This is a genomic window from Paraburkholderia sp. BR14312, assembly GCF_040948675.1.
In the GTDB taxonomy this organism is placed as follows: Bacteria; Pseudomonadota; Gammaproteobacteria; order Burkholderiales; family Burkholderiaceae; genus Paraburkholderia; species Paraburkholderia nodosa_A.
Genome location: NZ_JBFPKI010000003.1, coordinates 37,733 through 58,079, shown reverse-complemented (window position 1 = coordinate 58,079; position 20,347 = coordinate 37,733). Strand labels below are relative to the sequence as shown.

General features: G+C 64.5%; 19 protein-coding genes. 10 read left to right on the top strand and 9 right to left on the bottom strand.

The window, feature by feature from the left end; all coding sequences use genetic code 11:
- From AB3X98_RS09605 to AB3X98_RS09570, 8 genes are all read right to left on the bottom strand, one after another.
- A complete protein-coding gene (locus AB3X98_RS09605; protein WP_069265294.1) occupies positions 1-723 on the bottom strand; it encodes a TetR/AcrR family transcriptional regulator in 723 nt (240 codons plus the stop codon).
- A gap of 194 nt (positions 724-917) precedes the next feature.
- Entirely contained in the window at positions 918-1,625 is a 708-nt protein-coding gene (locus tag AB3X98_RS09600; protein WP_083245294.1) for a diacylglycerol kinase, read from the bottom strand.
- 116 nt (positions 1,626-1,741) lie between these two features.
- The gene (locus AB3X98_RS09595; protein ID WP_069265293.1) at positions 1,742-2,773 is read right to left on the bottom strand and encodes a glycosyltransferase family 1 protein; all 1,032 of its coding nucleotides are present in this window, start codon (positions 2,771-2,773) and stop codon (positions 1,742-1,744) included.
- Positions 2,774-2,840: 67 nt separating this feature from the next.
- On the bottom strand, positions 2,841-3,800 hold the full coding sequence (locus AB3X98_RS09590) for a UDP-2,3-diacylglucosamine diphosphatase (protein WP_342947953.1): 960 nt from the start codon (positions 3,798-3,800) through the stop codon (positions 2,841-2,843).
- A gap of 142 nt (positions 3,801-3,942) precedes the next feature.
- Entirely contained in the window at positions 3,943-4,464 is a 522-nt protein-coding gene (locus AB3X98_RS09585) for an RDD family protein (RefSeq protein ID WP_256094758.1), read from the bottom strand.
- Between the two features lie 165 nt (positions 4,465-4,629).
- A complete protein-coding gene (locus AB3X98_RS09580; RefSeq protein ID WP_368606346.1) occupies positions 4,630-5,457 on the bottom strand; it encodes a DUF3106 domain-containing protein in 828 nt (275 codons plus the stop codon).
- A gap of 25 nt (positions 5,458-5,482) precedes the next feature.
- On the bottom strand, positions 5,483-5,911 hold the full coding sequence (locus AB3X98_RS09575) for a DUF3619 family protein (protein WP_069265289.1): 429 nt from the start codon (positions 5,909-5,911) through the stop codon (positions 5,483-5,485).
- Positions 5,908-6,471, bottom strand: a complete 564-nt coding sequence (locus AB3X98_RS09570) for an RNA polymerase sigma factor (RefSeq protein ID WP_069265288.1) — start codon at positions 6,469-6,471, stop codon at positions 5,908-5,910. Before AB3X98_RS09570 ends, AB3X98_RS09575 begins: the two co-directional genes overlap by 4 nt.
- 397 nt (positions 6,472-6,868) lie before the next feature.
- On the opposite strand from AB3X98_RS09570, the gene AB3X98_RS09565 reads away from it, so the two are divergent.
- From AB3X98_RS09565 to AB3X98_RS09540, 6 genes are all read left to right on the top strand, one after another.
- Positions 6,869-8,644, top strand: coding sequence for an acetolactate synthase 3 catalytic subunit (locus tag AB3X98_RS09565; RefSeq protein ID WP_069265490.1), 1,776 nt, complete (start codon positions 6,869-6,871; stop codon positions 8,642-8,644).
- 126 nt (positions 8,645-8,770) lie between these two features.
- On the top strand, positions 8,771-9,262 hold the full coding sequence (gene ilvN, locus AB3X98_RS09560; RefSeq protein ID WP_027795483.1) for an acetolactate synthase small subunit: 492 nt from the start codon (positions 8,771-8,773) through the stop codon (positions 9,260-9,262).
- A gap of 116 nt (positions 9,263-9,378) precedes the next feature.
- Positions 9,379-10,395: a ketol-acid reductoisomerase gene (ilvC, locus tag AB3X98_RS09555; protein WP_028205689.1), complete on the top strand. Its 1,017-nt coding sequence runs from the start codon at positions 9,379-9,381 to the stop codon at positions 10,393-10,395.
- Positions 10,396-10,543: 148 nt separating this feature from the next.
- Positions 10,544-11,197 (top strand): phosphatidylserine decarboxylase, encoded by a 654-nt coding sequence (locus tag AB3X98_RS09550; RefSeq protein ID WP_028205688.1) that lies wholly within the window; start codon positions 10,544-10,546, stop codon positions 11,195-11,197.
- 12 nt (positions 11,198-11,209) lie between these two features.
- Positions 11,210-12,085: a CDP-diacylglycerol--serine O-phosphatidyltransferase gene (gene pssA, locus AB3X98_RS09545; protein ID WP_028205687.1), complete on the top strand. Its 876-nt coding sequence runs from the start codon at positions 11,210-11,212 to the stop codon at positions 12,083-12,085.
- 324 nt (positions 12,086-12,409) lie between these two features.
- Positions 12,410-13,963 carry a 2-isopropylmalate synthase gene (locus tag AB3X98_RS09540; RefSeq protein WP_368606347.1) on the top strand — a complete coding sequence of 518 codons (1,554 nt, stop codon included), beginning with the start codon at positions 12,410-12,412 and terminating at the stop codon, positions 13,961-13,963.
- Between the two features lie 111 nt (positions 13,964-14,074).
- Here the strand turns inward: AB3X98_RS09540 and AB3X98_RS09535 are convergent, their stop codons facing one another.
- Positions 14,075-14,626 carry a hypothetical protein gene (locus tag AB3X98_RS09535; RefSeq protein ID WP_368606348.1) on the bottom strand — a complete coding sequence of 184 codons (552 nt, stop codon included), beginning with the start codon at positions 14,624-14,626 and terminating at the stop codon, positions 14,075-14,077.
- 195 nt (positions 14,627-14,821) lie between these two features.
- On the opposite strand from AB3X98_RS09535, the gene AB3X98_RS09530 reads away from it, so the two are divergent.
- From AB3X98_RS09530 to AB3X98_RS09515, 4 genes are all read left to right on the top strand, one after another.
- Entirely contained in the window at positions 14,822-16,114 is a 1,293-nt protein-coding gene (locus AB3X98_RS09530) for a branched-chain amino acid ABC transporter substrate-binding protein (RefSeq protein WP_368606349.1), read from the top strand.
- A gap of 154 nt (positions 16,115-16,268) precedes the next feature.
- Positions 16,269-16,538: a 30S ribosomal protein S15 gene (gene rpsO, locus AB3X98_RS09525; protein WP_133182080.1), complete on the top strand. Its 270-nt coding sequence runs from the start codon at positions 16,269-16,271 to the stop codon at positions 16,536-16,538.
- Positions 16,539-16,903: 365 nt separating this feature from the next.
- Complete coding sequence (pnp, locus tag AB3X98_RS09520) at positions 16,904-19,051, top strand: polyribonucleotide nucleotidyltransferase (protein ID WP_069265284.1); 2,148 nt, start codon at positions 16,904-16,906, stop codon at positions 19,049-19,051.
- A 145-nt stretch (positions 19,052-19,196) separates the two neighbouring features.
- Positions 19,197-20,213: an NAD(P)H-quinone oxidoreductase gene (locus tag AB3X98_RS09515; protein ID WP_368606350.1), complete on the top strand. Its 1,017-nt coding sequence runs from the start codon at positions 19,197-19,199 to the stop codon at positions 20,211-20,213.
- The last annotated feature ends 134 nt before the right edge of the window (positions 20,214-20,347 follow it).

Genomic DNA, 20,347 nt, shown 5'->3' with positions numbered 1-20,347 from the left:
TTATTCGCGGTTGTCCTTGGCGGCGCCCGCGCCTTCGCGCGGCGGCAGGTAGTCGTAGAACTCGCGTTTGGCGAGCTTGCCCGAGACGAGATCGTCGAACAGCTCGCGCGCGCGGCCGCGCAGATACGGTGCCATCAGCGAGACGATCTGCACGCTGACCTGGTGCAGCTCGTCGCGAATCGCTTCCTGGTCGTTGTACTTGCGCGGATTCATCACGAACTGGTACGAGAGCCAATAGGTGGCGATCACACCGATATTGGTCGAGATCACGTCGATCTCGGCGGGCGTGGCGACCATGTCGCCGTCTTCCACGAGCTGCTCGCAGAACTGCTTCGCGAAGTGCACCTTGTGGCTGATGATCTGCTTGAAGTGCATCTCCAGCGTGCGGTTGCGCGCGAGCAGGTCGTTCAGGTCGCGATAGAGAAAGCGGTAGCGCCACGTGAAGTCGACCATGTACTGCAGGTACGCCCACATCTCGTCGATGGTGGCGCGATGGTCCTCGGGGAAGCGCAGACGCTTTTCGATCTCCTGCTCGAACTGGCTGAAGATGCTGTTGATGATGTCGTCTTTGTTGCGGAAGTGGTAGTACAGGTTGCCTGGACTGATCTCCATTTCCTCGGCGATGGTCGTCGTGGTGACGTTCGGCTCGCCGATCTCGTTGAACAGCTTCAGCGACAGCTCGAGAATCCGTTCGCGTGTACGGCGGGGAGGTTTGGCATCCATGTCGTCCGGCCCTGAAAATGCAGTGCCGGGCTCAGGCGCCCGCTCGTATGTTGCGGTGCGCGCGGCCCGGACGCGGTTGGTCGTTATAAGACTGTCGTTCGATTATAAACCGACGGCCCGCGCGCACCGACAGCTTGCGCCTGTCAGATGCCGGGGAGCGTGGCGAGGCCCCCGCGGACTGGGGGCATGGGGCGCTAGAGTACGCCGATTCCGTGCAACAGCAGCGGGCCGAAACGGGGCACGAGAATCAGTCCCCAGGTCAGGACGCAGAGCAGCAAGGCGAGCGTCACCGCCGCGCTGCCCAGGTCCTTGGCGCGGCCCGAGAGCTCGTTGCGCTCGAGGCCGATGCGGTCCACCGCGTTCTCGATGCTCGAATTGAGCAGCTCGACGATCAGCACGAGGATCACCGAGCCGAGCAGCAGTACGCGCTCGACGGGCTCGACCGGAATGAACACGCCGATCGGCACGAGGATGGCCGCGAGCGTGAGTTCCTGGCGAAACGCGCTTTCCTCGCGGATGGCGGCGCGAAAGCCCTTGATCGAGTACTTGAGCGCTTTCCATGCCCGGGTGATGCCGCGGTTGCCCTTGTAGGGGTTGAAGGGCAGCGGGGCGAGCGGATCGTCGGGGCCGAGCGGTTCGTGCAGATGCGGCGGCTCGGGCGGTTCCGGTGCGGCCGCGCGTGGCGCAGCGGGCCCGGTGGGCTTGGCGGGCTCGCTCGCCGATGCCGGTGCGGCTGGCGGCGCAACGCCAGATGCGGCAGCGGCGGAAGCGCTCGCGCGCGGATCGAGCGCTTCGGCGGCGCGTGCGGCGCGCGTAGAGCCGCCGGCACGCTGGCTGGCTGGCGCATTGGAACTGCGTGCGCCCTGGGCGCTATGCGGCGGTAACGGAGGACGTGGCGTCATGGTCGTGCCAGGTAGTACCCCAGTATCGCACGCGTGCGACGCGGTTGCGCCGGGGCCGTCCGTGTCCCCGGCGCGCTCGCGGACAATCGAAGCGCGCACCATAGCCGGCCCCGCGCTCAGGCAGCGGCGCTGGAGGGCTCCATCGTCGCGCGCGAGCGCGGCTTCAGATGCGCCGCGAACTGCTCGGAGGCGGCGCGCCACGAGAAGCGCTCGGCCCAGGCGCGCGCCTCGGCGCGGTCGATCTTTAACGCTTCGAGGCACGCTTCGCGCAGGTCTTCGTTCATCGAACCCGCGCCGCCCGTGCCCAGCACGTCGATCGGGCCTGTCACCGGGTAGGCGGCCACGGGCGTACCGCATGCGAGCGCTTCGAGCAGCACGAGACCGAAGGTGTCGGTGCGGCTCGGGAACACGAAGACGTCGGCGGCCGCGTAGACCTTCGCAAGCTCGGGCTGGCTCAGGACACCCAGGTAATTCGCCTGGGGATAGCGCGACTTCAGTTCGGCGAGCGCCGGGCCTTCGCCGCACACCCATTTCGAGCCGGGCAGATCGAGCTTGAGAAACGCCTCGACGTTCTTCTCCACGGCCACGCGGCCCACATACAGGAAGATGGGGCGCGCCGTGTTCAGCACCTTCGATTCCATCGGCCGGAAGATGTCGAGGTCCACGCCGCGCGTCCACAGCACGACGTTCGTGAAGCCGAACTTCTCGAGGTCGGTCTTCACGACGGGCGTGGGCGCCATCACCGCGAGCGAAGGCTTGTGGAACCAGCGCAGGAAGCGGTACGTCGCCGAGAGCGGAATGCCGAAGCGCGCCTGCACGTACTCGGGAAAGCGCGTGTGATAAGCGGTCGTGAACGGCAGGTCGTGGTCGATCGCGTAGCGGCGCGCGGCGAGTCCGAGCGGACCTTCGGTCGCGATGTGGATTGCATCGGGCCCGAATGCGCTGATGCGTTCGTGCAGATGCCGCTTCGGAAACAGCGAGAGCTTGATTTCCGGGTAGGTGGGGCACGGTATCGTGCGGAACTCCAGCGGCGTAAGCAGTTCGACCTGATGGCCGAGCGCGATGAGTTCGCGCGTCGTGTTCTTCAGGGTTCGAACTACGCCGTTGACCTGCGGCTCCCATGCATCGGTCACGATCATTACTTTCATCGGTCGTCGGCCCTCTCGTCGTTCGGTAGTGCGGTTATGGCTGTTGCGTAACGGTATCAGTCGATACTCAGGCGGCGCTCACACGCGCCTTGCGCGTGGAGACCTGCGCTTCCGGCGCGCGCTTCACGGTCCAGTAGACGATGCGCAACTCGCCCTCGAACGTCTCGACGAGCGCGGACAGGCTCTCCACCCAGTCGCCGTCGTTGCAGTACAGGATGCCGTCGATGTCGCGGATCTCGGCCTTGTGGATGTGGCCGCAGACCACGCCGTCGCAGCCGCGGCGGCGCGCTTCGTCGGTCATCACGCGCTCGAACGAGGAGATGAAGTTCACCGCGTTCTTGACCTGATGTTTGAGGTACTGCGAGAGCGACCAGTACTGGAAGCCGAGCTTCGCGCGCACGCGGTTGAACCAGCGGTTGAGCAGGAGGATCAGCGTGTAGGCCGAGTCGCCGAGATAGGCGAGCCACTTGGCGTGCTGGATCACGCCGTCGAAGAGATCGCCGTGCACGACCCACAGGCGCTTGCCGGTGAGCGTCGTGTGAAAGGCTTCCTCGCGCACGTGGATGTCACCGAACGCGAGATTGCAGAACTGGCGCGCGCTCTCGTCGTGGTTGCCCGGGATGTAGATGACCTGGGTGCCCTTGCGCGCCTTGCGCAACACCTTTTGCACGACGTCGTTGTGCGCCTGGGGCCAGTACCAGCCCTTCTTCAACTGCCAGCCGTCGATGATGTCGCCCACGAGGTACAGATACTCCGACTCGTTGTGGCGCAGAAAGTCGAGCAGATACGACGCCTGACAGCCGCCCGTGCCGAGATGGATATCGGAGAGCCAGATCGTGCGGTAGCGGGTGGGATCGGGGTGGTCGTCGTCGTGGGGGCCGGAGGCGGGGGCGTCGTCGATCGACGAGGGCGGCAGGGGCGGGACGGGAAAGGTGGCTCCGCCGGGAGATGGGTGGAACGTGGCGGAGTCGGTGCCTCGTCCGGTGGTCTGCCGGAACAGGGTGGTCGCTGACGTCTTTTGGGCCATGGCGCGCGCGGCAGGTTGTAATACGCGCATTGCGCCATGCCGCCGTGACGGCAACATGACAGTCACGAGAAGGTCTCGTTACGCAGTCCCAGGGGTCCCGTGCAGCCGCTTTTCCGGCGCGATAGGGGATGTCGTGCGCCGGCTACGCCTTCGCGCCTTGTGGCGCGATTGCGACAATGCGCGTGCCCGCAATGCGGTCGTGAAGGAACTGGCGGTCGTGGGAGAAGCGGGCGCTCGCGGCCCAGATCACGAACCAGCAGGCAACGAGCGCAAGCGTGTGCGGAATCGAAAGATCGAGCAGCGGATGCAGCACAAGCGGCGGCAGGAACCAGAGCCAGGCGGCGAGATAGCGCAGCGTCGCTCGCGCGAGCGCGGGCGGCTTGCCGTCGGGGCCGACCACACGCAAACGCCAGGTCTTCATCGGCAGCGTCTGCCCGCCCTTGTGCCAGAAGCCGACGAAGTACGTGCCGGCCACGAAGATGATCCAGACTGCCATCGCGTTGTGATGCGTGTAGCCATTGCGCTGCTGCAGGACGAGGCTGAACGCGAGTCCCGCGGCGAAGACGACGCCGAACAGCAGCACGCTTTCGTAGACGAACGCGGCGAGGCGGCGACGAATCGAAACGGGCGCAGGTTCAACCGCGAAGACGGCGGCGGGCGGCAGGGCGGCGGCTTGGGCGCTTTCGGACACGATGGCGTCAGTTCGGGGACGGGACGTCCAAAGCATAACCTCGAAAACGCGCGCGGCGAAACGACCGCAACGCCGCGGCGGGGTTAACGAGGGTGCGAAGGGTGCGCGCGAGGGCGCCGCGAGCACCGGGTTGAGGCTTCAGGAGCCCTTGAACGCCGCGGGTGCTTCGGCGGGCGAGACAGGGATGGGCGTGGCGGGGACGAAGCTCCCGGCGGCGGGAATGCCCGACGCAAACGACGAAGCCACCGCCGGCTCGCCCGGCGCGCCGGGCGCTGGGGGCGCGAGACCCGAACCCGTGCTGCTCGCGCCAGCCGCGCCCGATGCCCCGGTGACGCCTGCGGGCGCGTGCGGCAGGCCGCGGTGATCACGCTCGTTGACGAGGCGCTGGATATCGCGGATCTCGCTCTTGTTGCCGCTGGGCGGGGCGCTCACGACGGTGGGCCGGCGCTTGTGCTCGCTCGCGGCAAGGCGTTCTTTCTGCTCTTCAGGGAGTTGCTGGTAAGCCTTCCAGGCGCGCTGGCGCGCCTGCGCCGGCAGTTCCTTGGAAACCTGGTAGTTTTCGCGCGCCACACGCCGTTGCTCAGGCGTCATGCCGACCCATTCCGCCATGCGCTCATGCAAGCGCTTCTGGGCGTCGGGCGACATTTTCGGGTAACGGGCGGCGATCTTTAGCCATTTGCGCTTGCGCTCGTCGCTGAAGCGGTCCCATTCGACGGCGAACGGCGCGAGCGCCGTGTGCTGCGCATCGCTCAGATGCGCCCACGCGAGCGGATTGGACTGGCCGGGCAGCGGCGCAAAGGTGGTCGTGATCGAATTATCGACCGGGGGCGCTTTCGCCTGCGCGGGCGCGCCAGCGGTGTTTTCGCCGGTGGGCTCGGGATGAAAGCGCGGGTAGGTCGCCACATACGACACCACTGCCGCGACCAGACATCCAATGACAACGGCCAGGCCGCGCTTGTAACTCACCCCGTCAGTCTCCCGCTCAGAGTCCTTAGTGCGCGCGCGTCAGATACGCGTTGAACCCGTGATCGAGGTAGGCCGTGAGCGGCAGGTCGTCGCTCAGCATGGCCGCGTCGATATCGGCGAGTTCAGCGGTGCGTTGCTGATCTTCGAAGTACGCGATGGCAAAGAGGCCCGCCACGAGTGCCGCGAGCGGCCAGGCGAGCGCGAAGCGCGCGAGCGCGGAACGGCGCCGCGCGGGCCGGGGCATGGGCGCGCCGGACAGACCGCCGACGCCGGCCGCGGCGAGCGCCGGGGCGCGTACGAGCACGACCTCGGCCTTTTTCTGGGCGAGTGCGGTCTTGCGTGCGGCGGCGAGTCGGGCGGTGGTGGCAGCGGGCAGGTTGGCGGCGCTCTCGTCGAGCGCACGACGCATTTCCCGCACGAACGCCAGTTCTTTATTTTCGAGGGCGGAGCTCATAGGGTGATTCCTTTGGCCTTGAGCGCTTGAGCCAGCGTGTGGGTTGCCCGCGAGCAGTGCGTTTTCACGCTGCCTTCGGAGCAGCCCATTGCGGCGGCAGTCTCGGCGACATCCATATCCTCCCAGTAACGCATCAGAAACGCCTCCCGTTGACGTGCCGGTAATTTCTGGATTTCGTCGTCGATCATCTGGAGCACCTGCGCGCGCTCGATCTGCTGCTCGCTGCTCTCGGCGCCAGCCGTACCCTGCTCGGCCTCGAAGGTCTCGAGGGGGTCGAATTCCTCGTCGTCGGCGTTGCCGAGCGACGAAAACAGGCTCACCCACGTATTGCGTACTTTCTGCCGACGAAAATAGTCGTGCATCGTATTTTGCAAAATACGCTGAAAGAGCAGGGGGAGTTCTGCGGCCGGGCGGTCTCCGTATTTTTCCGCGAGCTTGATCATCGCGTCCTGCACGATGTCGAGCGAGGCGTCGTCGTCCCTTACGGCGTAGACCGTCTGCTTGAACGCGCGTCTTTCGACGCCCGCCAGAAAGTCGGCGAGTTCCTTGTCTGATGCCATCCGTTGCAGGGCGCCGCCGCCAGCGTACGCGTAATCGTTCGAAAAATGTCGTAAAACTCGCGGATCGTAGCAAATTTTCGCGCCAACAGGCTAGCGGAAGGCCATGAGAATGCTTCGCATCATGGATGCGCCGGCCGTGATGCCTGTCCTGTCGGCCCTTGGCCGGCGCCGCGAGGCGTGCGCGCTGTCGCAACGTTCGTGCCCGGCTTCTCAATAATTGCTTGACCGAAAGGCACCGAGCCGCTATCTTCGACGGTTCGCAACATAAGTGACTAGTCTCAATTCGGATGTGGCCCAAGAAGCTCATCTGTCAACTGGACGCGCCGCTTGAACCCGAGCCACAAGCCCGGCAGAGAGCACCCGATCAATTTTTTGCCGAAAATTCGAAAGGTCAATGATGAACATGCCCAGCGCGGAATTCTCCACGTCGGTCCCCCCTTCGCAAGAATCTGACCCTCAAGCGCATACGTCCATCGGCGGAACCGTGCTGATGAAGGCGCTCGCAGACGAGCAGGTCGAATTCATCTGGGGCTATCCCGGCGGCTCGGTACTCTACATTTACGACGAGCTGTACAAGCAGGACAAGATTCAGCACGTTCTCGTGCGCCACGAACAGGCAGCCGTGCACGCGGCCGACGCCTATGCGCGTTCGACCGGCAACGTCGGCGTGTGTCTCGTGACCTCGGGGCCTGGCGTCACCAATGCGGTGACGGGCATCGCGACGGCCTACATGGACTCGATCCCGATGGTGATCATCAGCGGCCAGGTGCCTACCGCCGCGATTGGTCAAGACGCCTTCCAGGAGTGCGACACGGTCGGCATCACGCGTCCCTGCGTGAAGCACAACTTCCTCGTGAAGGACGTGCGCGATCTCGCCGCCACCGTCAAAAAAGCTTTCTACATTGCGCGCACCGGCCGTCCCGGCCCTGTGCTGATCGACATTCCGAAGGATGTGTCGAAGACGCCGTGCACGTATGAACCGATCAAAAACGTCACGCTGCGTTCGTACAACCCCGTCACCAAGGGCCACTCGGGGCAGATCCGCAAGGCGGTGTCGCTGCTGCTCTCGGCAAAGCGTCCGTACATTTATACCGGCGGCGGCATTATCCTCGCGGATGCGTCGCGCGAACTGAACCAGTTCGCCGATTTGCTCGGCTACCCGGTCACGAACACGCTGATGGGTCTGGGCGGCTACCGCGCGAGCGACCGCAAGTTCCTCGGCATGCTCGGCATGCACGGCACCTACGAAGCCAACATGGCGATGCAGCACTGCGACGTGCTGATCGCGATCGGTGCGCGCTTCGACGACCGTGTGATCGGCGACCCGGCGCACTTTGCCTCGCGTCCGCGCAAGATCATCCACATCGACATCGATCCGTCGTCCATCTCGAAGCGCGTGAAGGTCGATATCCCCATCGTCGGCGACGTGAAGGAAGTGCTCAAGGAGCTCATCGAGCAGCTTCAGCACGCCGATCACGGCCCGGATACGGCCGCGCTCGCCGACTGGTGGAAGGACATCGAAGGCTGGCGCGAGAAGAACTGCCTGAAGTTCGACCGTTCGAGCGAGATCATCAAGCCGCAGTACGTGGTGGAGAAGGCGTGGGAGCTCACGGGCGGCAACGCGTTCGTGTGCTCGGACGTGGGCCAGCACCAGATGTGGGCCGCACAGTTCTACCGCTTCAACCAGCCGCGCCGCTGGATCAACTCCGGCGGCCTCGGCACCATGGGCTTCGGCCTGCCGGCGGCGATGGGCGTGAAGATGGCGCACCCCGACGACGACGTGCTGTGCATCACGGGCGAAGGCTCGATCCAGATGTGTATTCAGGAGCTGTCGACCTGCAAGCAGTACGACACGCCCGTGAAGATCATTTCGCTGAACAACCGCTACCTCGGCATGGTCCGCCAGTGGCAGCAGATCGAATACAGCAAGCGCTATTCGCATTCCTATATGGATGCGCTGCCTGACTTCGTGAAGCTCGCCGAAGCGTACGGCCACGTCGGCATGCGGATCGAAAAGACCGCGGACGTCGAGCCGGCGCTCAAGGAAGCGCTGCGTTTGAAGGACCGCACGGTGTTCCTCGATTTCCAGACCGACCCTTCCGAAAACGTCTGGCCGATGGTACAGGCCGGCAAGGGCATCACCGAGATGCTGCTCGGCTCGGAAGACCTGTAACGGTATTTGCACGGCGCCGTTTCGACCTCGCGCGGCGCGCGTCCACACAAGGGGCGCGCGGGTTCGCGGGGAAGGGCGGCAGCCGCATCTGCCAAATGCGAAACTGGATAAATCGCGGATCACATCATGAGACACATTATTTCCGTTCTGCTGGAAAACGAGCCGGGCGCGCTCTCGCGCGTGGTCGGCCTCTTCTCGGCACGCGGCTACAACATCGAAACCTTGACGGTGGCGCCGACCGAAGACCGTTCGCTGTCGCGCATGACCATCGTTTCCATTGGCTCGGACGACGTGATCGAACAGATCACGAAGCATCTGAACCGCCTGATCGAGGTGGTGAAAGTGGTCGACCTTACCGAGGGCGCCCACATCGAGCGCGAGCTGATGCTGATCAAGGTAAGGGCGGTCGGCAAGGAACGTGAGGAGATGAAGCGGATGGCGGATATTTTCCGCGGCCGTATCATCGACGTCACCGAAAAGACCTACACGATCGAACTGACGGGCGCGAGCGACAAGCTCGACGCGTTCATCGAAGCGATCGATGCGACCGCGATTCTCGAGACCGTCCGTACGGGCGGCTCGGGCATTGGGCGCGGAGAGCGCATTCTGAAGGTGTGACCCGACCACAGTCGATCTTGCACCGGAACCTGACCGGATGCGTCCTTAATCGCATCCGGTGCAGCAAAAGCTAATAGCAGTACCGATATTCACCAGACTCTCGCCAAGGAACCAACATGAAAGTTTTCTACGACAAGGACGCCGATCTCTCCCTCATCAAGGGCAAGCAGGTCACGATCATCGGTTACGGCTCGCAAGGCCACGCACACGCGCTGAACCTGAAGGACAGCGGCGTGAACGTCACGGTCGGTCTGCGCAAGAACGGCGCATCGTGGAGCAAGGCTGAGAACGCCGGCCTGCAGGTCAAGGAAGTGGCCGAAGCGGTGAAGAACGCCGACGTCGTCATGATGCTCCTGCCCGACGAGCAGATCGCCGATGTCTACGCGAAGGAAGTCCACGCGAACATCAAGAACGGCGCAGCGCTTGCGTTCGCCCACGGCTTCAACGTGCACTACGGCCAGGTGATCCCGCGCGCGGATCTGGACGTCATCATGATCGCCCCGAAGGCGCCGGGCCACACGGTTCGCGGCACGTACTCGCAAGGCGGCGGCGTGCCCCACCTGATCGCTGTCCACCAGGACAAGTCGGGCGCAGCGCGTGACATCGCTCTGTCGTACGCGGCAGCGAACGGCGGCGGCCGTGCCGGCATCATCGAAACGAACTTCCGCGAAGAAACCGAAACCGACCTGTTCGGCGAACAAGCCGTGCTGTGCGGCGGTACGGTCGACCTGATCAAGGCTGGCTTCGAAACGCTGGTCGAAGCGGGCTACGCGCCGGAAATGGCCTACTTCGAGTGCCTGCACGAACTGAAGCTGATCGTCGACCTGATCTATGAAGGCGGCATCGCCAACATGAACTACTCGATTTCGAACAACGCCGAGTACGGCGAGTACGTGACGGGCCCGCGCGTCATCACGGCCGAGACGAAGAAGGTCATGAAGGAAGTCCTGAAGGACATCCAGACCGGCGAATACGCCAAGAGCTTCATCCTGGAAAACAAGGCCGGCGCACCGACGCTGCAATCGCGCCGCCGCCTCGGCGCCGAGCACCAGATCGAAGTGGTCGGTGCAAAGCTGCGCGCGATGATGCCGTGGATCGCCGCGAACAAGCTGGTCGACCAGTCGAAGAACTAATCTGACGGTATTAATCTGACTGCGTGTACGGTTTTTTGCCGACACTCATCAGTTTGACCTGAGTCAGACCCGAAAAAGCCGCCCAGGTGGGATGAACCCTGGGCGGCTTTTGCTATCCTACGGTTTTCAAAATAACAGCGAAGCCACCATGAATTACCCTCATCCGATCATCGCGCGCGAAGGCTGGCCGTTCATCGCCATTGCGGCCGTCGTGGCGCTCTTGATCCATGCGGTCGCAGGCTTCGGACTCGCATGGCCCTTCTGGCTGATCCTGATCTTCGTCGTCCAGTTTTTCCGCGATCCGCCGCGCCCGATCCCGAGCCAGGCCAACGCCGTGCTGTGCCCGGCGGACGGCCGCATCGTCGCTGTGGAAACCGCGCACGACCCGTATGCAAACCGTGAAGCGCTCAAGATCAGCGTGTTCATGAACGTCTTCAACGTCCACTCGCAACGTTCGCCCGTGGACGGCGCCGTCGCCAAGGTCGAGTACTTTCCGGGCGCGTACCTGAACGCCGCCATCGACAAGGCTTCGACCGAGAACGAGCGCAATGCCGTGGTGCTGACGATGGCCGACGGCACGACCGTCACCTCGGTGCAGATCGCGGGCCTCATCGCGCGCCGCATTCTCTGCTACGTGCGTGCCGGTGAGCCGCTGTCGCGCGGCCAGCGCTATGGCTTCATCCGCTTCGGCTCGCGCGTCGACGTCTACCTGCCCGTGGGCAGCCGCCCGCGCGTGTCGATTGGCGAGAAGGTGTCCGCCTCGTCGACGATCCTCGCCGAACTGCCGACCCAATCGGCATAAAGGAGGGCTGCGATGGCCGGATTCAAACAGCGTCGACCCCGTAACCCCGCCGGCGGGCCGCTGCCGCGGCCGTTCCGGCGCAACAAGGCCGTCCAGGAGCCCATGGGCGTCGCCGCGAACCGGCGCGCGGCGCGCCAGGAGTTCCTGAAGAAGCGCGGCATCTACCTGCTGCCCAACGCGTTCACCACGGCGGCGCTCTTCTGCGGCTTCTTCGCGGTCGTGCAGGCCATGAACGTGCGCTTCGAGGTGGCGGCCATCGCCATTTTCGTGGCGATGGTGCTCGACGGCATGGACGGGCGCGTGGCCCGCATGACGCACTCGCAAAGCGCGTTCGGCGAGCAGTTCGACAGCCTTTCGGACATGGTGTCGTTCGGCGTGGCGCCCGCGCTCGTGATGTACGAGTGGGTGCTCAAGGATCTCGGGCGCTGGGGGTGGCTGGCGGCATTCGTCTACTGTTCGGGCGCGGCGCTGCGTCTTGCGCGCTTCAACACGAACATCGGCGTGGTGGACAAGCGCTTCTTCCAGGGCCTGCCGAGCCCGGCTGCGGCCGCGCTCATCGCCGGCTTCGTCTGGCTCGCCACCGACAACCGCGTGCCCGTGAAGCTCTCGTGGCTGCCGTGGGTGGCGTTCGTCCTGACGATTTACGCCGGCGTGACGATGGTGTCCAACGCGCCGTTCTACAGCGGCAAGGCGCTCGACGTGCGCCATCGCGTGCCGTTCGCGGCCACGCTGCTCGTGGTGGTGGCGTTCGTGCTGGTTTCGTCCGATCCGCCGCTGATGCTGTTCGGCCTGTTCGTGCTCTACGGCCTCTCGGGCTACGTGTTCTGGGCGTACCAGGCCGTGCGCGGACGCTCGAACCCGGCGCGTTCGTCGCCGCGCGAGCGGTAGGGCGCGGGTGCGGGAGGGCTGCAAAGGGGCTGCGCGCGAGCGCGGCCCTTTTTCTTTTTGCGCGCGCCCACGCGGTTGCCCGGGCTGGTCTCTTCCAATTGCGCTATCGGCGGATTCCGGCTATAGTCGGCGGCATGGACACCATCCAGTTCCCCCTCTCTTCTCTTCAAGCCGGCGCGCTACTAAGCACGCTAGCGCTAGCGCGCCTGCCGCGCTGATCTCGCTCGCCCTCCGTAAGCCTCGTTCATTGTCAGCGTCGCCATCGGTGGCGCGAACACCCAAAATCCGTTTTAGACATTGAACAAGTCCCCCTGGAGACCCGAAATGGCAGCAGACAAGCTCATCATCTTCGATACGACCCTGCGTGACGGCGAGCAGTCGCCCGGTGCGTCGATGACGAAGGAAGAGAAAATCCGCATCGCGAAGCAACTCGAGCGCATGAAGGTCGACATCATCGAAGCCGGCTTCGCGGCCAGCTCGAACGGCGACTTCGACGCGATCCACACGATCGCCGGCATGGTGAAAGACAGCACGATCTGTTCGCTCGCCCGCGCGAACGACAAGGACATCCAGCGCGCCGCCGATGCGCTCAAGCCCGCCGACCACTTTCGTATCCACACGTTCATCGCCACCTCGGCGCTGCACATGGAGAAGAAGCTGCGCATGTCGCCCGAGCAGGTGCTCGAGCAGGCGAAGCTCGCGGTGCGTTTCGCGCGCAAGTTCACGAGCGACGTGGAGTTCTCGCCCGAAGACGGCAGCCGCTCGGACATGGACTTCCTGTGCCGCGTGCTCGAAGCCGTGATCAACGAAGGCGCGACCACGATCAATATCGCCGATACGGTCGGCTACGGCGTTCCCGAGCTGTACGGCAACCTCGTGAAGACGCTGCGCGAGCGCATTCCGAACTCGGACAAGGCCGTTTTCTCGGTGCACTGTCACAACGACCTCGGCATGGCCGTGGCGAATTCGCTGGCCGGCGTGCAGATCGGCGGCGCGCGCCAGGTGGAGTGCACGATCAACGGTCTCGGCGAGCGCGCGGGCAACACCTCGCTCGAAGAAATCGTGATGGCCGTGAAGACCCGCAAGGACTACTTCGGTCTCGATCTCGGCATCGACACCACGCAGATCGTGCCGGCTTCGAAGCTCGTTTCGCAGATCACCGGTTTCGTCGTGCAGCCGAACAAGGCCGTGGTCGGCGCCAACGCCTTCGCGCACGCCTCGGGCATCCACCAGGACGGCGTGCTCAAGGCGCGCGACACCTACGAGATCATGCGCGCGGAAGACGTGGGCTGGAGCGCGAACAAGATCGTGCTCGGCAAGCTCTCGGGCCGAAACGCATTCAAGCAGCGTCTGCAGGAACTGGGCATCCAGCTCGACAGCGAAGGCGAACTGAACAACGCGTTCGCACGCTTCAAGGAACTGGCGGACCGCAAGTCCGAAATCTTCGACGAAGACATCATCGCGATCGTCACGGAAGAGTCGGCCCAGGCGCAGGATCAGGAGCACTTCAAGTTCATCTCGCTCGCGCAGCACTCGGAAACGGGTGAGCGTCCGCACGCACGCGTCGTGTTCTCGGCCGACGGCAAGGAAGTGACCGGCGAAGCCGCGGGCAACGGCCCGGTGGACGCCACGCTCAACGCGATCGAAACCGAAGTGGGCAGCGGCTCGGAGCTTTTGCTGTACTCGGTGAACGCGATCACGACGGGCACCCAGGCGCAGGGCGAAGTGACGGTGCGTCTCTCGAAGGCCGGCCGCATCGTCAATGGCGTGGGCACCGATCCGGATATCGTCGCCGCTTCGGCGAAGGCGTATATCTCGGCGCTCAACAAGCTCTACTCGGGCGACAAGGTCAATCCGCAGCGCTCCGAAACGGTTTGAGCGGTTGCGAGGCATCTTGCCTCGCATCGCACAGCCGATGAAAAACCCCCGGCTCGCAAGAGCGCGGGGGTTTTGTTTTTTGCGGCGCCGGGGCCGCTGCGGCCAAAGCAATCAGAACAGGCTGCGGCGATCCGGATCGTGCAGCGGATCGGGCGTCTTCTGCGTGAGCCGCAGAATGCCCTGGTCGTCGAAGTAGAAGCTGTAGAGCATGTACCAGACGTTGTCTTCGAGGTAGCGGTAGGTCCACGCTTCCTTCTTCATCAGCGGGAAGTAGGAGGTTTCGACCGGGCGGCCGAAGTTCACGAGCACGTCGCTGCGCGTCCATTTGCCGATTTGCGCGCGATAGAACTCGTTGGGCTGCAGCACCTGGCGCACGTTCACGACGCGGCCGCTGGCGTCGATGTCGGCGGCCGTGGTGACTTCGCCCATCGGCTGGGTCGGCCACATCAGGCGCTTGCCGCCGTCGGGCAGGTCGTAGGTTTCAGCCGGCGGGCCGAAGCGGGCGATCACGGACTGCGCGTCGTCGCCTGCATGGAATTGTTGCCACGGCTGGGCGCAGCCGGCGAGCGCGAGTGCGCCCACGCCCGCGAGGAGCCCGAGACGCAAGCGGCGCGAGGCGAGGCGCACGGGTGTTGCGAGCGAGGTTGAGAGGCGCGTGAACATGATGTCCCCCGATGGCAAGGTTTCAATGACCGCCGTGAATGTGGAACCCTTATTTTGACACGGCGCGAGACGCTCGCGGGGCGGCCCCGTCCGGGCAGGCGGTGGATCGCGGCCTTGCCGTCGCCCCGCCTTGCGGCCTATGATCCGCGCTTCGAATGACAATCGGGCTGGCATCAAACAATGAGAGTAAAGCGCATGACGGCACGCACGACGCGTGCGGCCGCGATCATGGTCGGCGTGACGGCGCTGGCGGCAGGCCTTGGGGCCGCAGCCGGCGCACAGGCGGATGAGGCGCCGACCGGCAAGCCGATCCAGCTCGCGCTCATCGAAGGCATGTCCGGCCCCTTCGCGGACGCGGGCGCGGCCGTCGAGCGCAATCTGCGCTTCGGCGTGGAGCGCGTCAATGCGCGCGGCGGCGTCGTGCTGCGTGATGGGGCGCATCCGCTCGAACTGGTGACGCTCGACAGCAAGGGCAGCCCCGAGGCGGCGCTCGTGCAGCTGCGCATGGCGCAGGACCGCCACATCGGCTATGTCATGCAGGGCAACAGCTCGGCGGTGGCGGCTGCGCTCGAGTCGGCGGTCGATCGCCAGGCCACGCGCGATCCGCAGAACCGCGAGCTCTTCCTCAACTATTCCGCAGACGACCCCGCGCTCACCAACGCGAATTGCAGCTTCTGGCATTTCCGCTTCGACGCGCACGCGGGCATGCGCATGGACGCGCTCGCGGACGTGATCGCCGCGGACAAGTCGGTGAAGAAGGTCTATCTGCTCAACCAGGACTACAGCTTCGGCCACGATGTGACCACGCTCGCCCGCGCCGCGCTGGCGAAGGACCGTCCGGACATCGCCATCGTCGGCGACGAGTTCCACCCCATTGGCCGCGTGAAGGACTTCGCGCCGTATATCGCCAAGATTCGCGCCGCGGGCGCCGACGCCGTCATCACGGGAAACTGGGGCAATGACCTCACGCTGCTCGTGAAGGCTGCACGCGAGCAGGGCCTCGACGCGAAGTTCTACACCTTCTACGGCAACAGCCTCGGCGCGCCGGCGGCGCTGGGCGACGCGGGCGTGAAGCGCGTAATCGCCGTGGCCGACTGGCATCCGAACGCGGGCGGTGCGGCTTCCGACGCGTGGTACAAGTCCTTCCGGGCACGCTATCCGGCAGCGAAGGACGACTACCCGGTGCTCCGCATGTCGATGATGGTGGAGATGCTCGCTCAGGCTATGACGAAGGCGGGCACGGCCGACCCCGCGGCGGTCGCGAAGGCGCTGGAGGGCATGCGCTTCGACAATGGCTTTCACCCCATGTGGATGCGCGCCGACGACCACCAGGTGATCCAGCCCCTTTACGTCATGGAGATGGACAGGCAGGGCACGCCCGGCGTGCGCAACGACAACGAGGGTTCCGGCTACGGCTTTCGCACGGTGCTGGCGCTGCCCGCGCAGCAGACCGTGCCCGCCACGGTCTGCCAGATGAAGCGGCCTTGACAGCGTCCCTTACAAGCGGTTTCGCGGCAATTCGGGGCTGTGCTACAATACGCCCCTTGTCGCGAACCTGCGGCAAGACAATCACGCAGTCAGAACCAAGCCACGGCACGGCCTTTCTTCCGTGACCGCTCGTTTGTTTTAAAGGAAAAGCAAAATGTCCGTAGCAGATATCAAGAAGTCCGACGTCGTCGCGCAATTCGCGCGCGGCACCAACGACACGGGATCGCCCGAAGTTCAGGTTGCACTCCTGACGTCGCGTATCAACGAACTGACTGGCCACTTCAAGTCGCACGCGAAGGACCACCACAGCCGCCGCGGTCTGCTGCGCATGGTGAGCCGCCGCCGTAAGCTGCTCGATTACCTGAAGGGCAAGGATGCTGATCGTTACCGCGCGCTGATCGAGAAGCTGGGTCTGCGTAAGTAATCGGAAGGTCTTCCGCAAAGATGCCTGTGTCAGTTCCACTGATGCAGGCATTTTGTTTTTTGAACGGTGCGCTTCATGCTGCTTTTCAGGCTGCTTCGATGCAAAAAACACCGGTCGGAAACACAAGGCATCACCACGTAGCACCAGCAGTACAAGCAGCAGGGCCGGGCCTCCGGGCAGAGCTTTGTGTCATTCCAGCAGATCGTACGCGGCGATGCGTCACAGCCGCACTGCAACCGTTTTGCAACCTCGCGATCCGCTGGAATGGCATAACACTCCTCTTCCTGCGCGGTGCCGGAGCCTGTCTTGCCGCATCGTCCGCGTGTGCGGGCGGCGCATAACAAATGAGTAAGGAGTGAGTGACCATGACCATGTTCAATAAAGTCGTGAAGGAATTCAAATGGGGCCAGCACAACGTGCGCCTCGAAACGGGTGAGATCGCCCGTCAGGCCAGCGGTGCTGTCATCGTCGACGTCGAAGACACCGTCGTGCTCGCGACCGTCGTCGGCGCGAAGACCGCCAAACCGGGTCAGGACTTCTTCCCGCTCACCGTCGACTACATCGAAAAGACCTATTCGGCCGGCAAGATCCCGGGCGGCTTCTTCCGCCGCGAAGGCCGTCCGTCGGAAGGCGAAACGCTGATCTCGCGCCTGATCGACCGTCCGCTGCGCCCGCTTTTCCCGGAAGGCTATTACAACGAAGTCCAGGTCGTGATCCACGTCCTGTCGATCAACCCGGAAGTCCCGGCTGACATCCCCGCGCTGATCGGCGCGTCGGCTGCGCTGGCGATCTCGGGTCTGCCGTTCAACGGCCCGGTGGGCGCCGCACGCGTGGCCTACATCAACAACGAGTACGTGCTCAACCCGACGCGCGCCCAGATCAAGGAATCGCGCCTCGACCTCGTCGTGGCTGGTACCGAGCGCGCCGTGCTGATGGTGGAATCGGAAGCCGACCAACTGCCGGAAGACGTGATGCTCGGCGCGGTCGTGTTCGGCCACGAGCAGATGCAAACGGCCATCGACGCGATCCACGAACTGGTGCGTGATGGCGGCAAGCCCGAGTGGGACTGGACGCCGGCGCCGAAGGACGAAGCGCTCATCGCACGCGTCACGGCCATCGCCAACGACAACCTGCTCGCCGCGTACCAACTGCGCGACAAGCAGCAGCGTTCGGCCAAGCTGAAGGAAGTCTACGCAGCGACGTCGGCCAAGCTCGAAGAAGAAGCGGCTGCGGCCGGCACGACGGCGGCCGACAAGGCCACCGTCGGCAACATCGTGTTCGACCTCGAAGCGAAGATCGTCCGCTCGCAGATCCTGAACGGCGAGCCGCGTATCGACGGCCGCGACACGCGCACGGTGCGCCCGATCGAAATCCGCACGGGCGTGCTGCCGCGCACCCACGGTTCGGCGCTCTTCACGCGCGGCGAAACGCAGGCGCTGGTCGTCGCGACGCTCGGCACCAAGGGCGACGAGCAGATCATCGACGCGCTCGAAGGCGAGTACCGCGACCGCTTCATGCTCCACTACAACATGCCCCCGTTCGCGACCGGCGAGACGGGCCGTGTCGGCTCGCCCAAGCGCCGTGAAATCGGCCACGGCCGTCTCGCCAAGCGCGCGCTGGTCGCGTGCCTGCCGAGCGCCGAAGAGTTCGGCTACTCGATCCGCGTCGTTTCGGAAATCACCGAGTCGAACGGTTCGTCGTCGATGGCTTCGGTGTGCGGCGGCTGCCTCGCGCTGATGGACGCCGGCGTGCCGATGAAGGCGCACGTCGCCGGCATCGCGATGGGCCTGATCCTCGAAGGCAACAAGTTCGCCGTGCTGACCGACATCCTCGGCGACGAAGATCACCTCGGCGACATGGACTTCAAGGTGGCGGGTACGGAAGCTGGCGTGACCGCGCTGCAAATGGACATCAAGATCCAGGGCATCACCAAGGAAATCATGCAGGTCGCGCTCGCGCAGGCGAAGGAAGGCCGCATGCACATCCTCGGCAAGATGACCTCGGCCGTGTCGGGTGTGAACACCGAACTGTCGGCGTACGCTCCGCGCATGATCACGATCAAGATCAACCCGGAAAAGATCCGCGACGTGATCGGCAAGGGCGGTTCGGTGATCCGCGCGCTGACGGAAGAAACGGGCACGACCATCGATATCTCCGACGACGGCGTCGTGACCATCGCTTCGACGTCGAGCGAAGGCATGGCCGAAGCGAAGAAGCGCATCGAAAACATCACGGCCGAAATCGAAGTGGGCCAGGTGTACGAAGGCGCGGTCCTCAAGCTGCTGGACTTCGGCGCGATCGTGAACCTGCTGCCCGGCAAGGATGGTCTGCTGCATATCTCCGAGATCGCCAACGAGCGTATCAAGGACATCAACGACTATCTGAAGGAAGGCCAGGTCGTGAAGGTCAAGGTCATCCAGACGGACGAGAAGGGCCGCGTGCGCCTGTCCGCCAAGGCGCTGCTTAACGAGCAAGCGAATGGCGGCGCACCGCAAGGCGAGCCGCAGCAGTAAAGCGGTAAGCTCCAACGGCCGGCAGCGTGCAAAACGCGCCGGCCGTTTTTTATGACAATGAGGGTGAATGGCAGTGCGCATGCGTCAATCCTGTCGCGTGCGCAGCGCCATCCAGACGGGGCGCGAAGCGCTGAGGAGACGCGAGATGAAGGCAGTCGAGATTACGGAATTCGGTGCGCCGGACGTGCTCAAGCTGGCGGAACGGCCAACTCCCGAGCCGAAGGCCGGCGAAGTGCTGATCAAGGTGAGCGCCTCGGGCGTGAACCGTCCCGACGTGTTCCAGCGCAAGGGCTCGTATGCGCCGCCGCCGGGCATTTCCGATCTGCCGGGACTCGAGGTGGCGGGCGAGATCGTCGGTGGCTCGATCGACGAGAAGACCAATCCGTTCGGCCTGAAGATCGGTGATCGCGTGTGCGCGCTGATCGCGGGCGGCGGTTACGCCGAATATGCGGTCGCGCCGCTCGGGCAATGCCTGCCGGTGCCGCAGGGGCTCACCGATGTCGAGGCGGCTTCGCTGCCCGAAACGTTCTTCACAGTCTGGAGCAACGTATTCCAGCGCGCCTACCTGGGCCAGGGCGAGGGCGGCGAGAACGAGACGCTGCTCGTGCAGGGCGGCTCGAGCGGCATCGGCGTGACGGCGATCCAGATCGCGCATGCCCTCGGCTTTCGCGTATTCGCCACCGCGGGCTCGGACGACAAGTGCCGCGCTTGTGAAGCGCTCGGCGCCGACCGCGCCATCAACTACCGCACCAGCGATTTCGTGGAGGTCGTGAAGGCGCTCACGAACGACCGCGGCGTGGACGTGATTCTCGACATGGTGGCCGGCGGCTACGTGGCGCGCGAGCTGTCCGCGCTGGCGACCGGCGGACGCATCGTGCTCATCGCGACGCTCGGCGGCTCCAAGGCCGAACTCAACATGGGCGAGATCCTGCGCCGCCGGCTCACGGTGACCGGTTCGACGCTGCGTGCGCGATCCGTCGAGTTCAAGGCCCGGATCGCTCAGGAGCTCAAGGCGAAGGTCTGGCCCCTCATCGAAGAGGGACGCATCAAACCCGTCGTGTTTCGCGTATTTCCCGCCGCACAGGCCGCTGAGGCCCATGCGTTGATGGAAAGCAGCGAGCATATCGGCAAGATCATGCTCGACTGGAGTAGCGCGGCGTGAGCGCGCGTCGGCAGGAGCGATCCGCTCCTGCTTGATTTTTCGGGATTTTTTTCGCGTATTTTTTGTGCATCCCGGGCGGGGCGGTTTGACCCGTCTGGTTTTCACGCAGTAAAATTATGTGTTTTGCGTCCGCT

Excerpts from the sequence above, each read along its gene's own strand:
- AB3X98_RS09540 (WP_368606347.1), top strand. The coding sequence starts at position 12,410 with ATGGCAGCAGACAAGCTCATCATCTTCGATACGACCCTGCGTGACGGC.
- AB3X98_RS09565 (WP_069265490.1), top strand. The coding sequence starts at position 6,869 with ATGAACATGCCCAGCGCGGAATTCTCCACGTCGGTCCCCCCTTCGCAA.
- ilvN (WP_027795483.1), top strand. The coding sequence starts at position 8,771 with ATGAGACACATTATTTCCGTTCTGCTGGAAAACGAGCCGGGCGCGCTC.
- AB3X98_RS09535 (WP_368606348.1), bottom strand. The coding sequence starts at position 14,626 with ATGTTCACGCGCCTCTCAACCTCGCTCGCAACACCCGTGCGCCTCGCC.
- AB3X98_RS09575 (WP_069265289.1), bottom strand. The coding sequence starts at position 5,911 with ATGAGCTCCGCCCTCGAAAATAAAGAACTGGCGTTCGTGCGGGAAATG.
- AB3X98_RS09600 (WP_083245294.1), bottom strand. The coding sequence starts at position 1,625 with ATGACGCCACGTCCTCCGTTACCGCCGCATAGCGCCCAGGGCGCACGC.
- AB3X98_RS09530 (WP_368606349.1), top strand. The coding sequence starts at position 14,822 with ATGACGGCACGCACGACGCGTGCGGCCGCGATCATGGTCGGCGTGACG.
- AB3X98_RS09605 (WP_069265294.1), bottom strand. The coding sequence starts at position 723 with ATGGATGCCAAACCTCCCCGCCGTACACGCGAACGGATTCTCGAGCTG.
- AB3X98_RS09515 (WP_368606350.1), top strand. The coding sequence starts at position 19,197 with ATGAAGGCAGTCGAGATTACGGAATTCGGTGCGCCGGACGTGCTCAAG.
- rpsO (WP_133182080.1), top strand. The coding sequence starts at position 16,269 with ATGTCCGTAGCAGATATCAAGAAGTCCGACGTCGTCGCGCAATTCGCG.
- ilvC (WP_028205689.1), top strand. The coding sequence starts at position 9,379 with ATGAAAGTTTTCTACGACAAGGACGCCGATCTCTCCCTCATCAAGGGC.
- pnp (WP_069265284.1), top strand. The coding sequence starts at position 16,904 with ATGACCATGTTCAATAAAGTCGTGAAGGAATTCAAATGGGGCCAGCAC.
- pssA (WP_028205687.1), top strand. The coding sequence starts at position 11,210 with ATGGCCGGATTCAAACAGCGTCGACCCCGTAACCCCGCCGGCGGGCCG.
- AB3X98_RS09590 (WP_342947953.1), bottom strand. The coding sequence starts at position 3,800 with ATGGCCCAAAAGACGTCAGCGACCACCCTGTTCCGGCAGACCACCGGA.
- AB3X98_RS09570 (WP_069265288.1), bottom strand. The coding sequence starts at position 6,471 with ATGGCATCAGACAAGGAACTCGCCGACTTTCTGGCGGGCGTCGAAAGA.
- AB3X98_RS09550 (WP_028205688.1), top strand. The coding sequence starts at position 10,544 with ATGAATTACCCTCATCCGATCATCGCGCGCGAAGGCTGGCCGTTCATC.
- AB3X98_RS09595 (WP_069265293.1), bottom strand. The coding sequence starts at position 2,773 with ATGAAAGTAATGATCGTGACCGATGCATGGGAGCCGCAGGTCAACGGC.